The sequence below is a fragment of the Fibrobacter sp. UWT3 genome, from assembly GCF_900230125.1.
Classification (GTDB): domain Bacteria; phylum Fibrobacterota; class Fibrobacteria; order Fibrobacterales; family Fibrobacteraceae; genus Fibrobacter.
Genome location: NZ_OCSS01000003.1, coordinates 67485 through 85649 on the forward strand (window position 1 = coordinate 67485; position 18165 = coordinate 85649).

Here is an 18165-nt window from a genome sequence, read left to right on the forward strand (position 1 = left end):
TTTGCTAGGCTTTTTGCGTTAGTTTGTGTGTAAAAAAGGGTACCAAAATGCGATTTTTCAGGCATTTAGTCCCCATTTTTGCTTCTTTCGGGCTTTTTTGAAGGCAAAAAAGGCAGAAACTTGACAAACCTTCCCTTTAGGGCGATAAATTTATATATTTGGGAAAACACCGATGTTTATCAATCAATAGATATCGGTTTCCCGATATCAATCGGGGGTGCCTTGGTTTGCCAAAATCACTGCTACTCGCAGCGATTTTGCCCTACGGGCCTTGCGCTCACTTCGTGAGCTTAAGGGCCTAAATGCTCGCCGGCTCGCATTTAGTCGACAAGTCTCAACCAGATCACCCCCGGTGAAACACCGGGGGTGATCTGGTTTCGACAGGGTTACCGAAGTGTTAGTTGCAAGCCGAGGTCTCAGACGAGGGCACTCGTAAAAAAGTCTGAAAAAAAATAAGTGCTGACGAAAACTACGCACTCGCTGCCTAATTAGCGGCAACGCCGGGCCTCATTCCGCTCCCATCGGGATGAACGTCCGGACGAAATATGGGATAGGATTCTCGCATGCCTGGGGCTAGAGTCCGAGATTCACTAGGCTGGCTGAAATCTGCGCCGACCTTCTTGGGCGTGGACAAGGCGAGACCTTAAATACGAAGGGAAAGCTTGTAGGAATGGACATGGACGTGATTTTGGACAGGGGTTCGACTCCCCTCACCTCCAGAAAAAAAGACCCACTTTGTGTGGGTCTTTTTTTGGAGGTGAGGTTTATGAGACCGTTCGCATATATACAGAAAACCGGGCGCTTGCGCGTCCGGCCTTCAAATTCGGTTTTAGCGAACCTTAGTTGGCTTCTTCCGGATAGACGGAAACCTTCTGGCGGTTGGCATCGATGTGTTCGAACTTCACCTTGCCGTCAACGAGGGAGAACAGGGTGAAATCCTTGCCCATACCGACGTTCACGCCCTTGTGAAAGTGAGAACCGCGCTGACGCACGATGATGTTACCGGCCTTGACGGTTTCGCCCGCGAACTTCTTCACGCCGAGGTACTTGGCGTTACTGTCGCGACCGTTACGTACGGAACCTTGACCTTTCTTGTGTGCCATGGATTAAGCCTCCTTAGCCTTGCGAAGGGAGTTCTTCTTGACCTTAGCAGGCTTCTGAATACCCTGGGCAATCTTTTCCTTGCGAGTAAGGGGCTTGTTCTGCTCCTTCTGCTTGGCAAGGGCAGCCACGCGAGCGCGGTTGCGGGTAATAACTTTGGGATCTACGACTGCGGATTCGGCGCCGGAGCGGAGTTCCGTGACGAGCACCTCGGTATAGCCCTGACGATGACCGTTACGGCGTTCGTAACGGGTGCGACGCTTCTTCTTGAACACGATGATGGTGTCGTACTTGCCGTGGGCAAGGACTTCAACCTTCACGGAGGCGTCGTTCAGGACAGGGGTGCCGACTTGCACTTCTTTTCCTGCGAAAAGAAGGACGGACTTGAGCTCCAGTTCAGAACCAACAGCGGCGTCAAGAGTGGGGACCTTGTAGGCCTTGCCCAGCTCGACTTTATACTGGAAACCACCTGTTTCAACAATAGAATACATTTTGTAATCCTTTTTTGGTTGCTATTGGGACTCCAAATGTAGTAAAATTTGCGAAATTGTAAAGGGATTATGGAATTTTTCGACAATTTCGGACTATTTTCCGATAATAAAATGCATAGTTTCCCCTATATTTTCTAAATTTAGCGGGAAAATTTCATAAAGGACCCTACATGAATAATATTTTGAGTCTCGATGGCGATTGGCAGATGAAATGGGATACCGAAGATTCCGGCATATCCAACCGCTGGTACGCCACCTACCCCGAAGATACGGAAACGGTGACGGTTCCCCACATTTGGGAAAGGACGTTTGAAAAACTGCTTTTGTCCCAGGACTGCGCGTTCTACTTCAAGCGTTTCACCATCGAAGACGAAAAGCAGGTTGCCAAGCGTATTTTCTTGCGCTTTGAACGTGTGGCTACACATGCGACCATCTGGCTCAACGGCAAGCTTCTCGGCACGCATTTCGGCGCATACACGCCGTTTGTTCTCGAGACCCAGAAGGCCATCAAGATTGGCGAAGAGAACGTGCTCTGCATCCGCGTGGCAAACATGGGGGCCGCCAACAGCCGCATCGACTTTGGCCGCGACAGCAGCGATGACGCGGACGACCGCTACGTACACCCGAGCGAAGTGCCCGTTGGCCTCCCCTGGACGCAGTACCCGTTCGGCGGTATCTTTGGGCATGTGGACCTGGTGCTCGGCAGCAGTGCCTTCATTTCGGACCTGCACGTGGAACCGGATGCCGACTCCGAGTGCGTGAACCTCGAAATTGCTTTCAACAACCCGCGCGGCTACAGCCCGCGCCTGCGCATCCTCATGCGTAACCCGAGCGGCGACGTTTGCGAGTGGTTCAAGGACTGCCCCAAGCTCGACAAGGAAAACGCCACGTTCCGCATCGGCCTCAACATCAAGGACTGGAACCGCTCCAAGTTCGTCTGGAGCCCCGAAAAGCCCAACATGTTCGCGGTCGAAGTGCAGATGGAACTCAAGAGCGGCAAGGGCAAGGCCCCGGAATACGCCTTCCCCATCATGCGCACGTTCGGTTTCCGCAAGTTCGACTGCCTCAAGGGCGACTTCTACCTGAACGATGCCATCGTCAAGCTGCAGGGCGTATGCTACAACCAGCAGTGGAGCGAAGGCGGCCTCTGGACCACGAGCAACCCGGCCCTCAGGAAGGACCTCCTCGCCGTGAAGGCGGCAGGCTTCAACGCCATCCGCAGCTGCGGCGCACCGCTCAGCACCGAGGCTCTCGACATCTGTGACGAGATCGGTCTCCTGGTGTTCCAGGAATTCCCCATCCACACCATGAGGTCTACCCCCGCCGGCCTGGAATACGCGAAGAACCTCATCAACGACATTGTCAAGGAACAGCACAACCACCCCTGCATTGCCGCCTGGGTGATGGGTTCCGAGAACGGCACGTTCATGCTCCAGAACGGCAACAAGCTGCTCAACGCGATTAGCCCGGTCGACATGACCCGCGCCGCAATAAGCAACCTCGACAGCATCTACCTCGACAACGAGGGTACCTTCCATGCCGACACGGGCAAGCTCCTGCCGGTATCTGTCGACCGCATTTCGCAGTTCGCGTCGCTCGCGGTGCGCCCGAAGATGAACCCGGGTGCAGCCTACACGCACTACCTCGCCCACTGCTTCAACAAGGACGAGGAAGAACTCGTAGTACCCGATTCCGGACTTGGCGACAACCAGTTCCAGGATAGCGAGGATAGCGACGCCGCCCGCATCGACAACAAGATGCTGGTGACCATCAAGAACCACACGTTGCTCCCGAATTCGGCGACGAACATCAAGGGCCCCCGCTCGGTCAAGAACCAGAAGGCAATCAAGAACGCGTTCAAGGCCATCGACAGCTTCGTGGCAGGTCCGCTTTCCGTATGGAAGAACCTTTCGGAATTCATCGCATGCGCGAACGCCATCGCTACCAAGAGCAAGCTCGACCAGATTACCGCATTCCAGAGCAACCCGCAGATTTCGGGTTTCTTCCTAGAACAGTGGGCGGATTTCAGCACGGACTTCTGCGGCCTTTGCGACGAAAACCGCAAGAGCAAGGGTTTCGACGCATTCTGCAAGGAAATCAACGCCCGCAGCCGCGCCCTCGTAAGCGAACTGGAACACGTGGTCGCACCGCAGAGCGAAGTCAGCTTCCAGGTGACGCTCCTGAACAACGACCGTCACGAGAACGTCTCTGTCGAAGTGAGCCTGATCGATTCTAACGGCAAGGTGCTCTCCACGCAGACAATGACTCCCGACGAACCGGCCGGCAAGACAAGCCTTACCCAGCTCGGCAACTGCACGCTCAACTCCCCGCGTGCCACGGGCAAGTACAAGATTCGCATTGTGCTGAAGGACGGGAACCAGGAAGTCCATGCCTCCGAAGAGGACCTTATCGTCATCGAGCCGGCAGACGTGAAGAGCTCCATGGAAAAGGTCTGCTTCCTCGACAACAGCGAAGAATCCAGCGACGCGCTCGCCGCACTTTCCGGCCCCGAGAAGATTATCTTCACGGCAAACCTCTGCTCCTGGCCCGATGAAATCATCGACAAAATTGTGGAAGTGACCAAGAACGGCGGGAAGACGCTCCTGCTTTCGGACATGTCGCAGGAAGACATCGACTTCGTGAACCAGAGCCACACCTTCGACTGCACGCTCGAGGCCCACTGGAGCACGGGTGCAAACGGCGCAAGCCTGCACTACCTGCCGGCGGATTCCGCGCTCCTGCCCGTATTCGGCGGGGCAAGCGTGCTCGACCACAATGCGGCTGCGGTGATGCCGGGACTTTCCCTGAACGAACTGCCCGACGCAACGGTCTACGCGCGCTCCGTCAGCCTGAAGGATGGCGAGGTGAAGACCGGCGTCGACCTGCAGATGATTCCGTTCGGCGCAGGCAAGATCGTGTTCAACCAGTTCAGCGTGTTCGAAGGTCTCGAAACCAACGCGCTCGCCGACGCGCTGTTCACGGCCATCGTGAAACTGCTCTAAAACATTGCTTTTGAGTCTCTAAAGCCTCGCCCCACGGCGGGGCTTTTCGCGTTTTTTACGGCGGGAATTTTGCGCGGTTTCTTGATGCGGGGAGTCGCCACGCGGGACATTAAAATAGGGCATTTTGCGCGGTTTATAGCGCGGGCGTTTTGCATTTTTTATGAGGGCATTTGAGCGTTTTGACAGACCAAATCGCGAAAAAGAGCGCATTTGGTCTGCCAAATTTCGAACAAATTCACAAGAAAGAGCCCCAAAAAGGCGATTTAAGGTTCATTTTGCCCCCTAAGCGCCCTCCAAAACGACATTTTCGTTCATTTTTGCACAAACAAACTAACAAAAAGCAGACCAAACACCCTCTGAACAAGCATTTAGTCTGCCTTTTTGAAAAAAAAGCCCAAAACGACGAACGAACGGTCGCACCGTGAACGGAAAAGGCTCGTATTAACGAGCCTTTGTAGTGAGAGTGAGTGAGAAACCGGAGGTTCCATACCTGAAACGACGAACGAACGGTCGCACCGTGAACGGAAAAGGCTCGTATTAACGAGCCTTTGTAGAGACCTTTGACCACTTAGCGCTTCAGCGCTTATGTGGACATGGCCACCTTTAGGTGGGAGTGAGTGAGAAACCGGAGGTTCCTCCCCCGAGACGACGAACGAACGGTCATAAAAAGACCTGGTGTGGAGAGAACACACCAGGTCTGAACACCCAAGTCCGATATCCTGCGACTATAAGACCTTGTCGCGGATAAAAACAAACCTGTAATATTAAAATATACTCCGGTGCGATAAAAATCAAGTTTCTATATTGTAAAATCATGAAAAACACGTCTATTTCATATTCCAACTTGGAAGAATACTCCGACATCCTGGCCCAGAACGCCAAGAAGGCAAGCAAGAATCTCCGCACCCTCTCGGGTGAAAAACGCAGCGCCGTGCTGAACCTGGTGGCTAAGTTGCTCCGGGAACACAAGCCGGAAATCATGGCCGCGAACAAACTTGACCTGGAGGCCGCCGCCGGAAAGCTCGACGACGCCAAGATGGACCGCTTGACCCTGAACGACGCCCGCATCGAGGCGATGGCCAAGGGCGCCGAAGAAATCGCCGCGTTTACCGACCCGCTGAACCGCGTGCTCGAAAGCCGCGAACTGAAGAACGGCATCAAGATTAGCCGCGTGGCAGTACCCATCGGCTCAGTGTTCTTTATTTTTGAAAGCCGCCCGAACGTGACCATCGACGGCGCATGCCTCTGCTTCAAGGCAGGCAATGCCGTAATCCTCCGCGGCGGTAAGGAATCGCTGAATTCCGCCAAGTGCCTCGCCGGGATTTTCCACAAGGCCCTCGCCGAAAACGGCATTGACGAAGACGCCGTGCAGCTCGTGACCGAAACGAGCCACGACCTGGTGGGCATGCTGTTGCAGCGTAGCGACTGCATCGACCTGGTAATCCCCCGCGGTGGCGAACGCCTGATCCGCGCCGTGGTGGAACAGAGCAAGATTCCCGTCATCAAGCACTTCAACGGCATCTGCCACGTGTATGTGGACAAGTCCGCCGACATGGACAAGGCCGTAAACATCTTGATAAACGCGAAGACACAGCGCACCGGCGTGTGCAACGCCATGGAATGCGTGATTATCGACCGCCATATCGATGACGCCAACGTCAAGAAACTCCTGGATTGCCTCGCCGACCGTGGCGTGGAACTCTTCGGCAACAAGGATGCCCAGAGCCACGACAGCCGCATCGCAGACATCGGCGATGACTCCAACTACCACCACGAATACCTGGCCCTCAAGGCAAGCGTCAAGTTCGTGGACAACGTGGCCGAGGCCTGCGACCATATCGAGCAAAACAGCAGCCGCCACACCGAAGCGGTCGTCGCCGAAGACGCAACCGTGCAGGACTACTTTGTCGCGAACGTCGATAGCAGCAGCGTGATGGTGAACGCCAGCACCCGCTTTGCAGACGGCGGCGAATATGGGCTCGGAGCCGAAGTGGGCATTTCTACCGACAAGCTGCACGCCCGCGGCCCCATGGGCGTGGAAAGCCTCTGCACCTACAAGTGGGTTCTGCGCGGCAACGGCCAGGTGAGGGCATAACTAGACGAAAGAACGGCGCTTTGCGCCTACAGACGAAAGGCGAAAGATGAGCTTTGATGAATTAATTAAAGAGATTAAATTCGAAGTGGTCGTAGACGGTGTTGCACTCGCGCCGGCAATCGTGCAGGACGTCGACAAGGGCGACGTGCTGATGATGGCTTGGATGAACGAGGAAGCACTCCGCCGCACACACGAATGTGGCGAGATGGTATTCTGGAGCCGTAGCCGCAAGGAATACTGGCACAAGGGCGACACCAGCGGCAACGTGATGACGGTGGTGGAATGGGCCGCCGACTGCGATTCGGACGCATTACTCTTTAAGGTCCGCATGCAGGGGCCGCAGGTCGCCTGCCACACGGGCGCAAGAAGTTGCTTCTTCAAGACGTGCGAAGGTTAACCTTACCCTGTCACCCTGGAAGGCCCCTGGAGTGCAACGACAGGGGACTGATAGGGTCCATAGATTTTATCACTCCCTACGGTCGCTCCAGAATGACACATAAACTCATCCCTCTGCTAGTACTCTTCTTTGCCTGCATTTCCTTTGCACAGGACCGTCACCAGATGGGTAGCAACTACTACGCCTACCCCACTCCGACTGTCAAGTACACCAAGGCACCCGCAGGCTACAAGCCTTTCTACCTGAGCCATTACGGCAGGCACGGCAGCCGCTTCCACCAGCCCGCCGACCATTACCACGCTCTATACAACACGCTTGCAAAGGCAGATTCTGCAGGCAAGCTGACCGAACTCGGCAAGAGCCTGCTTGAACGCGCAAAATACCTGGACGAATACGCGGCCCCGCGCGCAGGCGATCTCACGCAACTCGGCGTAGCGCAGCACCAGGGAATCGCGAAGCGCATGGTGAAGAACTTCCCCGAACTGTTCAAGAACAACGCCTACATCGAAGCCTATGCCAGCACCTCGACCCGCTGCGTCGTGAGCATGGCGGCGTTCCTCGAGGAACTGCGCGCGCAGAAGCCCAAGCTCGACATCCACCAGGAATCGGGCAAGTACCTGATGGCATTTATAAGCCCGCTCGACTTCGGGAAAATCATCGGCGAATCGAACACGCCCGCATGGCAGAAGGAAAACGAGAAGCTCTACAGCCACGTGAACCCCGCGCGCATGATGAACGCAATATTCAACGATTCGACATACGTGCAGAAGAACATCGACGCGGGCGACCTCTTCAGCAAGATTTATGAAATCGGCAAAAGCCTGCAGGGCAGCCCCGAAATCGAGTTCAACTTCGACGACCTGTGGACAGACGAGGATCTCGCCGCCCGCTGGCACGCGCAGAACGCCTGGTGGTACAGCGTGCTGGGCAACAACCCCTTCGGCAAAAAAGAAGGTCTCGAAAATGCACGCCCGCTATTGAAAAACTTCCTTGATGTAGCAGACAAAGTAATTGCCGCCGACACGACAGCCCTCGCAAAGGTCGACAAAACAGCAAAGCCCGCGAAAAAGACTACGGCCACACTCCGCTTCGGCCACGACACCGTCATTTTTCCGTTCGCCACGCTCCTGCAATTGGAGAACGGCACGCAGAACACCGGCATCGAGACCGCCGACATGGAAAACCTGCACAAGGCCTGGCGCGACTATGAAATCAGCCCGATGGCAGCAAACGTGCAATTCGTCTTCTACAAGTCAAGCAAGAAGGGCGCCCCCATCCTCGTGAAGGTGATGCTCAACGAAACCGAGCAGAAGCTGCCCGTAACCTGCGACACGGCGGCCGTGAAGAACTGCCCCGCAGCCCCCTACTACCGCTGGGAAGATTTCCGCGATTTTTACGGTAAAATCGCAACAAACAAATAAAAAAGCAACACCCCCGCTAATAATTTGTATATATTATAGGCATGGAGAAAATGCTCATGAAGTTCCGTCCATTGCCTTTAATCGCGGTAGCGCTGTACGCGGTCGCGTCCCTGTTTACGGGCTGCGCAAACCCGACGCACTCCTACCTTCCGACAGATATTCCCGAAAGGTCCAAGGGCGAATATGTCAAGTACGAAGGCGTCAAGATGCAGCCCCAGGGAACGCGTATTTCTTTCGAATCCAAGATGGGCGACAGCCTGACTATGTTCCAGACCACCGGGTTCTGCTACGACCCCCAGAACGACTACCTCGTGTTCCCGACATCCCGCTCAGGCGAGGGATACTACATGATCATCCCCACGGACAGCGTCACGCTCTGCAAGAACGGGGAAGTTTGGAACAACTCCTACTTCTCGAGAAACCACCTGCTACGCGGAATAGTCATTGGAGGCATTCTCGGAGGCGGAATCGGAGCCTTCGTGGGATTCCCGATGGCGGCAATATTTTCCTTAATGGGCGACGGTTCGAATTTTGGACTCCTTTGGGGGTTCTTTGCAGGATCGGTCGCCACAATCGGGGCAGCGACAGGAGCGATTGTCGACCCGGCAATCCACCAAAGTTTCGTCGACGACATCAAATTTGGCTGTCCCTCTTACTATACCGAAGAGGAACTGCAGGAATACCTCAACAAGAACCTGTGTTACTAGGAGAATATCATGAAGCACTACATTCTAGGCATTCTCCTTCTAGCGGCATCGCTCGCCTTCGCACAGGATGCTTCGACTGATTCGGCAAGCTCATCAACCGGCTCAGCAACCGTAGCTGAATCCACTGAACAGGCCGCGCCTGAAGAACCCGCCGAACAAACTGCACCCGAGCGCACTCCTGAAGGCTACCGCATTATCCGTATCAGCACCGAGGAGACAAAAGTCTACAAGGATAGCGTCGCCGAGGTTCAAAAGGAAAAGGAACTTGAAAACCGTAAACCAGTTCCCCTGAATTTTTCTGCCGGCCTAATGGCATCTATCGGCTTTACCGGCATTTACGGAGAACGCGACCTCCATTACTACGCGATAGACTCCCTTAGTGGCATGTTCTTCGGATTTCAATTCACGCTCGGGGCAACAGCGCTGATTCCGATAAACCAGTACAACTTCGCCATAAGGACCGGAGTCCTCCTTGATTACGCAGACATGCCGACCCAAACAGACGTATTGGACCGCATCATGATAGACCGCACTAAAAATGGAGGAGTTGAATATAAGGAGGAGTCTGACGGGAACCTTACACGGGCGCTTCTGTCGTTCCCGGTACTGCTCGCAATGAAGACAATGAAAAGCCCCGTAATGTTCGATATCGGGGCCCGCTTCTCGATTCCCCTCATCGAAGAAATCGAGGAAAGAAGCACCAAAGACGACCTGATTGACAATGGCGTTCGCTCGCCGCTTGACATCGCCCTGCTTGTCGGGGGCGAAATCATCGTGAGCCCCAGGTTCCTGGTATTCGCATTTTTCGATGTCCAGATGAACGAGCCCTATAAGGAAGGCTTTTTCGTGGGCATTAAAGACATAGACAACTTCGGGTTGCGCCTCGGGCTCATCTACAACCTGTTATAAACCCGCCCCATGTCGCGCTTACTGTGTCTAGCATTAGCCCTGCTCCTGGCCTCGTGCGCCTCGCTCGAAGAAACGAGGCGACATGCGGAACTGGACACCGTGGAAACAAAGGCAAGCCCGGCTCCGGAATTTCGCGGTGCAGGCACGTATGTCGAAAACAGTTCCATTGTCCTGGAAGGTCATGTAACCTACCGCAACGAGCTTAACGCGGAAAGGGCAAGAGAGAAAAAACAAGAAGACTACAAACTTATATACGATCTCGGGAACACCCCCGTCGAAGGTGCTTTCAGCGTGCTGTTCAAGGGCGAAGGGCCCTTTATCAAGATAACGGCCGGCGCAGATTATTTCCCGTTCGTGGGACTTGTTTTGGGCGCCAACACGAAGCATTTCGAAGCTGGCGGATTCATTTTTGACCACTTCTGGGACCGCACCTACCGTATCAGGGGGACCCTGTACGAAGAAACCTCCTATTACTCCGGAAGTACAGACTTTAATTGCCTTTGGAATAACGGGGCTTGCACCCTCGACTCTGTCGACAAGAGCCAAAAAGATCTTGATTACGAAGAATACCTGATGACCCACCATTACGGGCTAGGCGTGTTCGCCTCCGTTTTTCTAGGAGACTTTGTCCTGGAGTATTCCGGCAGTTTCTATACAGTGAAGATAACGGAAGACCCCGAAGTCGAAGAGGTAAAACTCGGCAACAAATGGCCGCTAGTGACGACACAGCGTTTTTCGCTTGGCTACAACTTCACCCCGAACTATTCCCTCCGACTAGGCGGGATTCACGTTGCGGGCGACTTTGACGGCACCTACTGGGCGCTATCCGCCGACTTTACCTACAGATTCTTCCTCCGGAAAAAGAAAAAGTAATCAGGCCGTCAAAAAAGGCTTGACAGAGCCCCCGATTTAGTATATATTTGTGCAGTAGCACAAAAGTGCATATACGAAAGTTCTATCCGGAGGCTTCATGATCGAGCGCATTCGCGGTATCCTGGCAGAGAAATCCCCCACCTTCGTGGTCGTGGACGTGAACGGCGTCGGTTACGGCGTGAACATTTCCGCATACACGGCGGGCAAGCTGCCCGAGGAGGGTTCCGAGGTCACGCTTTACACGAACCTCGTCGTGCGCGAGGATTCCATGACGCTGTTCGGCTTTGCCGACAAGACAGAGAAGAACATCTTCCTGATGTTGCTTGATGTGAACGGCGTGGGCCCCAAGATGGCCCAGCGCATATTGAGCGGGGTTACGCCCGCAGACCTCCTGAACATGATTGCGAGCGACAACAAGGCCGCCCTATCGAAAATCAAGGGACTCGGCAAGAAAACCTGCGAGCAGATGACACTCAGCCTCAAGGAAAAGGCGGGAGCGCTATTGCAGGCGCTCGGCGACGTGGAAGGTTCGGGTATCACCGGCATGGGAGCCCTTACCGGCGCCAAGATGGAGGCCGTCCTCGCCCTGCACACGCTCGGCGTGAAGGACCCCGCGGCAGAGAAGGCGGTCGTGAAGGCGGCGGAAATACTTGGAGATTCCGCAGACGCGGCAGCTCTTATCCCCGAGGCATTAAAGTATCTTTAAAGCAATGAGCCCGATAGATTCTATCGCTACGCTCCAGAATGACAAGCAGGAATCTACGCTCCAGGATGACAGGTCATAGAATGGAAGACAACCGCATCATTTCACCGCAAAAGAGCGCATTTGACGAGAGCGACACCGACCGCAACCTCCGGCCGCCCAGCCTTGCAGAATTTACCGGCCAGGACGATATCAAGGAGAGCCTCTCCATCGCCATCGAGGCGGCCAAGCACCGCGGCGACGCGCTGGACCATTGCCTTTTTGCAGGGCCGCCGGGCCTCGGCAAGACAACCCTCGCGGGCATCATTGCAAAAGAGATGGGCGTGAACATCCATATCACCAGCGGGCCCGTACTCGAGAAGGCAAGCGACCTCGCGGGCCTGCTCACGAGCCTGCAAGAGAACGACGTGCTGTTCATCGACGAGATTCACCGCCTGAACCGCACCGTAGAGGAATACCTCTACCCCGCCATGGAAGATTTCAGGCTCGACATCATGCTGGATTCTGGCCCTGCCGCCCGGAGCGTAAACCTGCCGCTCAAGCACTTTACCCTCGTGGGCGCCACGACGCGAAGCGGCCAGCTCACTGGCCCGCTCCGCGACCGCTTCGGCCTGCAATACAGGCTTGAACTTTACAACGAGAAGGACATCGTCAAGATCCTGATGAGGAGTGCGGGTATTCTCGGGGTAGAACTTTCCGAAGATGCGGCCAAATTGCTGGGCGGGCGGTGTCGCGGCACGCCCCGCATCGCGAACCGCGTGCTCCGCCGGTGCCGCGACGTGGCGCAGGTGCGTGGCACGGGAATCATCGACGTGCAGGCGGCAAGCAAGACGCTCGACATGCTCGGCATCGACAGCGAAGGGCTAGACCCGACGGACCGTCGCATACTCACGACGATGATCGACATGTTCGACGGCGGGCCCGTAGGCATCGGCACCATCAGTGCAGCCATGGGCGAAGAGCCGAACACCATCGAGGAGGTTTACGAGCCCTACCTTATCCAGAAGGGGCTTTTAAACCGCACGCCGCGCGGGCGTATCGCCACACGCAACGCCTACATGATGTTCCACAAGACAATTCCCAAGAACAAGGAAATTGAGGGCGACCAGCTGAACCTGTTCTAGGCAAGCGGGTTCCGCAAACACATAAACTCGCGCGGACCTGCTCAAACGTTGCAGGCGAAGCGCGGGCTTTCTAGCGGAATTCCGGCGCGATGGTAAGCACGAGGTTCACGCCGTGCAGGCCGTGGAACCCGAGCTGAACGCGGAACCAGTACATGTCTGGCCTGCGCACGCGCACGCCGAATCCCCACGAGTTGTAGAACCGCTTGAACGACCAGTCCGTAAACCCGGGCGCATGCATCATGTATTCATCAAAAAGCACGCCATCCACGTAATAGTCTATAGGCCAGCGGTATTCGGCGCTCAGGCTCATCACGTGCCTTGCCGCCCACGAATCCTTGTACCCGCGCATGGGGAACCGCGTGCCAATAAACGGGAACGCATCAAAGCTCGCCGAACCCTGTTCCATTTCCCAGATATCGACCAGCCTGTACTGCAACGCAATCACGCGCCTTTCGAACAAGGTTTCGCGCACGTTCTCGGGCCGCCACATGCGTAGCGCCGCATCCCAGTTGAAGTCCGTATAGAACCGCCTGTTCTGCCGCGCCTCCTTCTTCGAGAAATGGAAGGTTTCCGCCTTGCCGAAGTAGAAGTAATGCTGGAACATCAGGTCCGTACGCATATAGTCATGGTTCTTTCCGTTATCCCCGAAATCGTCACGGTTCCTGCGCCCGAGCGACTTTGCCAGTTCGTCGTTCGAAAGCCCGTCGTAGTCGCTCACGAACACGTACCTTACCCCAAGTTCCATACGGGACCCGCGGCTCGGCGTAAACGGGAAATCCAGGTTGTCGTACAGGAGCGTCATCTTCAGCGGGTATTGCCTGAACTTCTGGTACAGCCCGCGCCCGGAGATATCGAACTTCGGGTCCACGAGAATGCTGTCCTGCGCCTTCTCGGGCAGGCTCCTATCAATAAACTCGACACTTCCCGAGAATTCCAGGCTCCAGCGTCCATCTTCGGTCAACGGGAAGCCCGTGCGCAAGTCGATGTATGTCGAAGAATCCGGCATCACGAACGATTCCTTGGTGCCGGGAATAATGAAAACGCCATCGCGGTCCAGGTACTGCCTCAAGCGCAATCCGCCGAACAGGCGCGTACCGAAGAGTTCGTGTTTCGTATAACGTAAATCGCCGTAGAAGTCGCCATTCGCAAAATACTGCGGGGAGACCACCAGGTAGTCCTTGTTCAGGAAAACACTCCTGTGACGGTAAGTAAAGCCGAGCATCGTAGAATTGCCCGGTTTCAGGTTCATGATGGGGTAAAGCAGCACGTTTCGCTTTTCACCGAAAGTAATCATGTCCACCGCTGTTTCGATAACGCCGTTATCAAGGGCATAGCGGATGGGTTGCGCAATCGGGTAGACGACGCCGTTCAGCACGGGCTGGACAATGTGCTCGAAGGGCCAGTAAAAAACGCGTTTCCACCCGCCAGAAGACTGTTCTTCCGGAGCGGCCTGCGAAGTATCTGCAGCAGTCGAATCAACCTGCGCGGAATCGACAGGTGCGGCAACGTCCGTCGAATCAACCTGCACGGAATCGGCAGGAGCGGCAACGGCAGCCATCTGCGCGGAATCGCCCGGAGCGGGAGCGTTCTCGGCATGCACTACACAGGCCAACAGGAGCAACGCGGACACGGCCCGGAGAAGGCAAACCTTCCCAAGGCGCTTATGCATCGTCGTGTTCACTCCCATGCGATTCATCATAAAGCAATTTATAATTATATTGTACACGATGTTTTCGCTTATCAGCAAAATAGTCAAAAGACTGACTCGATTTCCGATAGCCATCCTGGTTATCGGCACGATTTTCGCCATTCTGTCAGTCCCGCCCATCATGAACCTGCGCTGGGATATCCAGCTACAGGACACGCTTTCGTACAACGGGGAAGAAAACAGCGACTACAAGAAAATCGAGAAGGACTTCGGCGGGCTCGGTAGCCTTACCGTAGTCCTGCATTCAAGCGACAGCCTGCTCAACTACAATACGGCGAAGGCACTTGCGGGCAAGCTCCAGAACGACTCCCTCGTTCACTTCGTGGAATTCGAGACCGAAACGGACTTTTACACCAGGAACAGCCTGCTCTACATAGACGAGAGCGACCTGGATACGATTATCGCACGCGTGGCCAAACTGAAAAAGCAGGCCATAGAAGAGAATAACCCGTTTATCGTGGAACTCACAAGCGAGGATTCATCCAGAACAACCGCAAGCGATACGGGCCGCACCTCGGAAAACTTCGGCGACCTGCAGAAGAAGTACTTCGACATGATGGCGCAGAGCCATTCCAGCGCCGACGGCACCATCCGCGTCGTGGACATCTACCCCACGCAATCGCACACCGACCTCAAGGCTAGCCGCGCCCTGCTTGCACTCACGCAAGACCACCTGGCCGAAATCAACGCAGGGAACGACATCCAGGTGTACTACACGGGCAAGGTCTACGACACCATCCGCAAGGGAAAGACGCTCCTGCCCGAAGCAAAGCTCGCAGGCAAGCTGACCGCCCTCCTGATTCTTCTCCTATACGTCATCAACTTCTACAGGCAGCCGCAACTCATCGTCGTCTCGTCCATCGCGACGGCACTCCCGATTCTCTACACGCTCGCGCTCGCGGGCTGCATCTACGGCCGCATAAACCTGTTCACGCTGCTCCTCGCCCTCGTGCTTCCCGGCCAGGCGTGCCAGGTCGTGAGCCACGTACTCAAACGCTACTTTATCGAGCGGGCGCGCAACCTGAGCCCGCAGCTCTGCATCGAGAGTGCGGTACTTGGCATCGGGCCTTCGACCGGCGCGTTCACCTGCATCATGGCGGCGCTGTTTGCCTGCATGTTCTTCGTACCGCTCCCGGGCCTACAGGAACTTGCCGTACTCGGTTCACTCGGCACTCTGCTCAACTGGTTCGTCACCATCCTAGTCACGTCTTCGCTCCTCCTGGTTTTCCAGAAGCACAAGCCCTTCGCCGTGAGCAACTTCCGTTTCAGTCGCGAATACCAAATCCAGTTGCTCCCGCAAAAACTGAACGTCGTGCTTATCGCAATCATCTCGGTCATAAGCCTCGTCTGCCTTATCTACGGCGGCAAGAACCTCAAGTTCTTCTACGACTTCGACAAGACCGAAATCCAGAAGCAGCCTTCTGCAGCAGACTCGCTCATCGCGCAGACGGGGTTCCCCGAATATGACCCCATCATCATCCAGGTGCCGGACGAGGCATCGGGCAAGGAACTCTACCGCAACTTCACCAAGCTCAAGGAGCGCGGAGGAATCCCGAACATCAAGAAGATGTACACGCTCGCGCAGTTCTCGCCGCACATGAGCGAGAGCCGGGCCGCAAAGCTCGATTCCCTGCAGGCGATGCTCACGCCGAACGTCATCTCGCAACTGGATTCGGGCCAGCTCCGCACATTCACGCTCATCCGCGAATCGCTCTACCGCAGGAACCTGGACGCACACGACCAGCCCAAGAATATCCTGAGCAAGTTCAGCGACAAGAACGGGAACAACGGGGTGTTCGCATTCCTGTTCCACAACATAGACCCCGACGACGGTCTCCAGTGCAGGCACCTGAACAGCGATATCAAGAAGTTGCAGGGCATACAGGACGGCGAATACAGGGTAACGGGAATCCCCGTCATACGCGCGACCGTGCTCGACGTTATCCTCAAGAACCTCGACAAGACCATTACCGTCGGGAGTTTCCTCGTGTGGTTCTTCCTGCTCCTTTACTACAACCGCTTTAGCCGCGCGATATTCACGATTCTCCCCTCGCTGTTCGCGATGAGCTGGCTTCTCATACTGATGCGCATCCTGGGCATAGAACTTTCCGTGTACAGTTCGCTCGCATTCCCCATCATCATCGGGGCAAGCGTTGATGGCTCATTGCAGTTATGGACCGCGTTCTACAACAAGCAAGAAGGCACCGCGCTCACCGTGATGCAAAAAAAATTCTCGGGCATCGCGATTAGCCAGATGGCATCGCTCATCGCCTGCTACGTGCTGCTGATTTCATCGCACCCCGGGCTACGGAGCATAGGCCAGGTCATGCTTGTCGGGCTCATCTGCATATTCACCGCACAGTTCACGATATTCCCGCTTATCGCGGGTTCACTCGACCACTACCGCATCTGGAAAAAGAAACGAGAATCAAGATGACACGCGCTCTTTCTACCCGCACAGAAAACATTGCCGCATCGCTTACAGTCGCCATAGATACCCTAGCAAAACAGATGATTGCCGAAGGCAAGGACGTCGTGAGTCTCGGGGCGGGCGAACCCGACTTCCCTACCCCCAAGCCCATACGCGACGCCGCCTGCAACGCGATAAACGAGGGCAAGACCCGCTATACGGCCCCCGTGGGGATTCTCGAAGTCCGCAAGGCGGTTTGCGATAAACTAAAACGCGACAACGGACTCGATTACGCGCCCGAGCAGATTATTATGACGAGCGGGGCGAAACACGCCGTATTCAACGCACTTGCCGCCCTCATCAATCCCGGCGACGAAGTGATTATACCCGCGCCCTACTGGGTAACCTACCCCGAACTGGTAAAGTGGCTCGGGGGCTGCCCGGTGTTCGTGCAGGCGGGCATCGAGAACGATTTCAAGATTACCGCAGCGCAACTCGAGGCTGCCGTTACCGAAAGGACAAAGGCAATCCTCATCAACAACCCGTGTAACCCCACCGGGAGCGTCTATACGCGCGATGAACTCGCAGCCCTCGCGAAGGTGATTGTCGAGAAGGATATCTACTGCATCTCGGACGAGGTTTACGAATACTTTGTCTACAACGGCGCGTTCACGAGCATCGCCTGCTTCGAGGGCATGCCGGAACGTTCCATAGTCATAAACGGTTTCTCGAAATCGCACTGCATGACGGGATGGAGAATCGGTTACGATGCCGCACCCGCACCCATCGCAAAAATCATCGGGAAAATCCAGGGCCAGGCGACGCACCACCCGAGCAACATCGCGCAGTACGCCGCCCTCGGGGCACTCCAGATGGGCATGGGCGAAGTAGAAAAGATGCAGGCCGCATTCCGCAAGCGCCGCGACTTCATGGTATCGCAAGCCTCGCGCATTCTCGGCACGTCTGTCGCAGCACCCGCGGGTGCGTTCTACCTGTTCGCGCCCGTCGCAAAGTACTACGGCAAAAAGACTCCCGCGGGCGCAACCGTCAGCGGGTCCATAGACTTCTGCAAGTACCTGCTCGAAACTCAGGGGCTAGCCATCGTGCCGGGCGCCGCCTTCGGCGACGACACATGCGTGCGCTTCTCGTACGCCGCAAGTGACGAGACGCTCGCGAAGGCATGCGAACGCTTCGAGAAGGGAATTCTGGGCCTGCACGAATAAA

Annotated in this window: 14 protein-coding genes and 1 other RNA gene; 12 read left to right on the plus strand and 3 right to left on the minus strand. The window is 55.6% G+C overall.

The genetic code is table 11. The features are described 5' to 3' along the window. Nucleotides 1-362 precede the first annotated feature (362 nt). Nucleotides 363-722: a transfer-messenger RNA gene (ssrA, locus tag CRO08_RS11890) on the plus strand. A 117-nt stretch (nucleotides 723-839) separates the two neighbouring features. On the opposite strand, the gene rpmA is transcribed toward ssrA, so the two are convergent. Both rpmA and rplU read right to left on the minus strand, forming a co-directional pair. After that, nucleotides 840-1103 carry a 50S ribosomal protein L27 gene (gene rpmA, locus CRO08_RS11895; protein ID WP_072810326.1) on the minus strand — a complete coding sequence of 88 codons (264 nt, stop codon included), beginning with the start codon at nucleotides 1101-1103 and terminating at the stop codon, nucleotides 840-842. Nucleotides 1104-1106: 3 nt separating this feature from the next. Continuing rightward, complete coding sequence (rplU, locus tag CRO08_RS11900) at nucleotides 1107-1592, minus strand: 50S ribosomal protein L21 (protein ID WP_097036378.1); 486 nt, start codon at nucleotides 1590-1592, stop codon at nucleotides 1107-1109. Nucleotides 1593-1762: 170 nt separating this feature from the next. Between rplU and CRO08_RS11905 the strand changes: the two genes are divergently transcribed. From CRO08_RS11905 to ruvB, 9 genes are all read left to right on the plus strand, one after another. Next, entirely contained in the window at nucleotides 1763-4594 is a 2832-nt protein-coding gene (locus CRO08_RS11905; RefSeq protein ID WP_097036379.1) for a glycoside hydrolase family 2 protein, read from the plus strand. Between the two features lie 814 nt (nucleotides 4595-5408). Further along, nucleotides 5409-6689 (plus strand): glutamate-5-semialdehyde dehydrogenase, encoded by a 1281-nt coding sequence (locus CRO08_RS11915; RefSeq protein ID WP_097036381.1) that lies wholly within the window; start codon nucleotides 5409-5411, stop codon nucleotides 6687-6689. A 46-nt stretch (nucleotides 6690-6735) separates the two neighbouring features. Next, on the plus strand, nucleotides 6736-7086 hold the full coding sequence (gene hisI / locus CRO08_RS11920) for a phosphoribosyl-AMP cyclohydrolase (RefSeq protein WP_097036382.1): 351 nt from the start codon (nucleotides 6736-6738) through the stop codon (nucleotides 7084-7086). A gap of 92 nt (nucleotides 7087-7178) precedes the next feature. After that, the gene (locus CRO08_RS11925) at nucleotides 7179-8507 is read left to right on the plus strand and encodes a histidine-type phosphatase (RefSeq protein ID WP_097036383.1); all 1329 of its coding nucleotides are present in this window, start codon (nucleotides 7179-7181) and stop codon (nucleotides 8505-8507) included. Between the two features lie 41 nt (nucleotides 8508-8548). After that, on the plus strand, nucleotides 8549-9214 hold the full coding sequence (locus CRO08_RS11930) for a hypothetical protein (protein ID WP_097036384.1): 666 nt from the start codon (nucleotides 8549-8551) through the stop codon (nucleotides 9212-9214). A 9-nt stretch (nucleotides 9215-9223) separates the two neighbouring features. Continuing rightward, complete coding sequence (locus tag CRO08_RS11935; protein WP_097036385.1) at nucleotides 9224-10123, plus strand: hypothetical protein; 900 nt, start codon at nucleotides 9224-9226, stop codon at nucleotides 10121-10123. Nucleotides 10124-10132: 9 nt separating this feature from the next. Next, nucleotides 10133-10996 (plus strand): hypothetical protein, encoded by an 864-nt coding sequence (locus CRO08_RS17045; RefSeq protein ID WP_176495142.1) that lies wholly within the window; start codon nucleotides 10133-10135, stop codon nucleotides 10994-10996. Between the two features lie 97 nt (nucleotides 10997-11093). Further along, on the plus strand, nucleotides 11094-11702 hold the full coding sequence (ruvA, locus tag CRO08_RS11945) for a Holliday junction branch migration protein RuvA (RefSeq protein WP_073116259.1): 609 nt from the start codon (nucleotides 11094-11096) through the stop codon (nucleotides 11700-11702). 80 nt (nucleotides 11703-11782) lie between these two features. Next, entirely contained in the window at nucleotides 11783-12823 is a 1041-nt protein-coding gene (gene ruvB, locus CRO08_RS11950; RefSeq protein WP_097036387.1) for a Holliday junction branch migration DNA helicase RuvB, read from the plus strand. 70 nt (nucleotides 12824-12893) lie between these two features. Here the strand turns inward: ruvB and CRO08_RS11955 are convergent, their stop codons facing one another. After that, nucleotides 12894-14522 (minus strand): BamA/TamA family outer membrane protein, encoded by a 1629-nt coding sequence (locus CRO08_RS11955; protein WP_176495143.1) that lies wholly within the window; start codon nucleotides 14520-14522, stop codon nucleotides 12894-12896. 28 nt (nucleotides 14523-14550) lie between these two features. Here CRO08_RS11955 and CRO08_RS11960 point away from each other — a divergent pair, with 28 nt between their 5' ends. Further along, complete coding sequence (locus CRO08_RS11960; RefSeq protein WP_176495144.1) at nucleotides 14551-16968, plus strand: MMPL family transporter; 2418 nt, start codon at nucleotides 14551-14553, stop codon at nucleotides 16966-16968. Beyond that, nucleotides 16965-18164, plus strand: a complete 1200-nt coding sequence (locus CRO08_RS11965) for a pyridoxal phosphate-dependent aminotransferase (protein WP_097036390.1) — start codon at nucleotides 16965-16967, stop codon at nucleotides 18162-18164. The genes CRO08_RS11960 and CRO08_RS11965 overlap by 4 nt, the downstream gene beginning before the upstream one ends. Nucleotide 18165 lies beyond the last annotated feature (1 nt).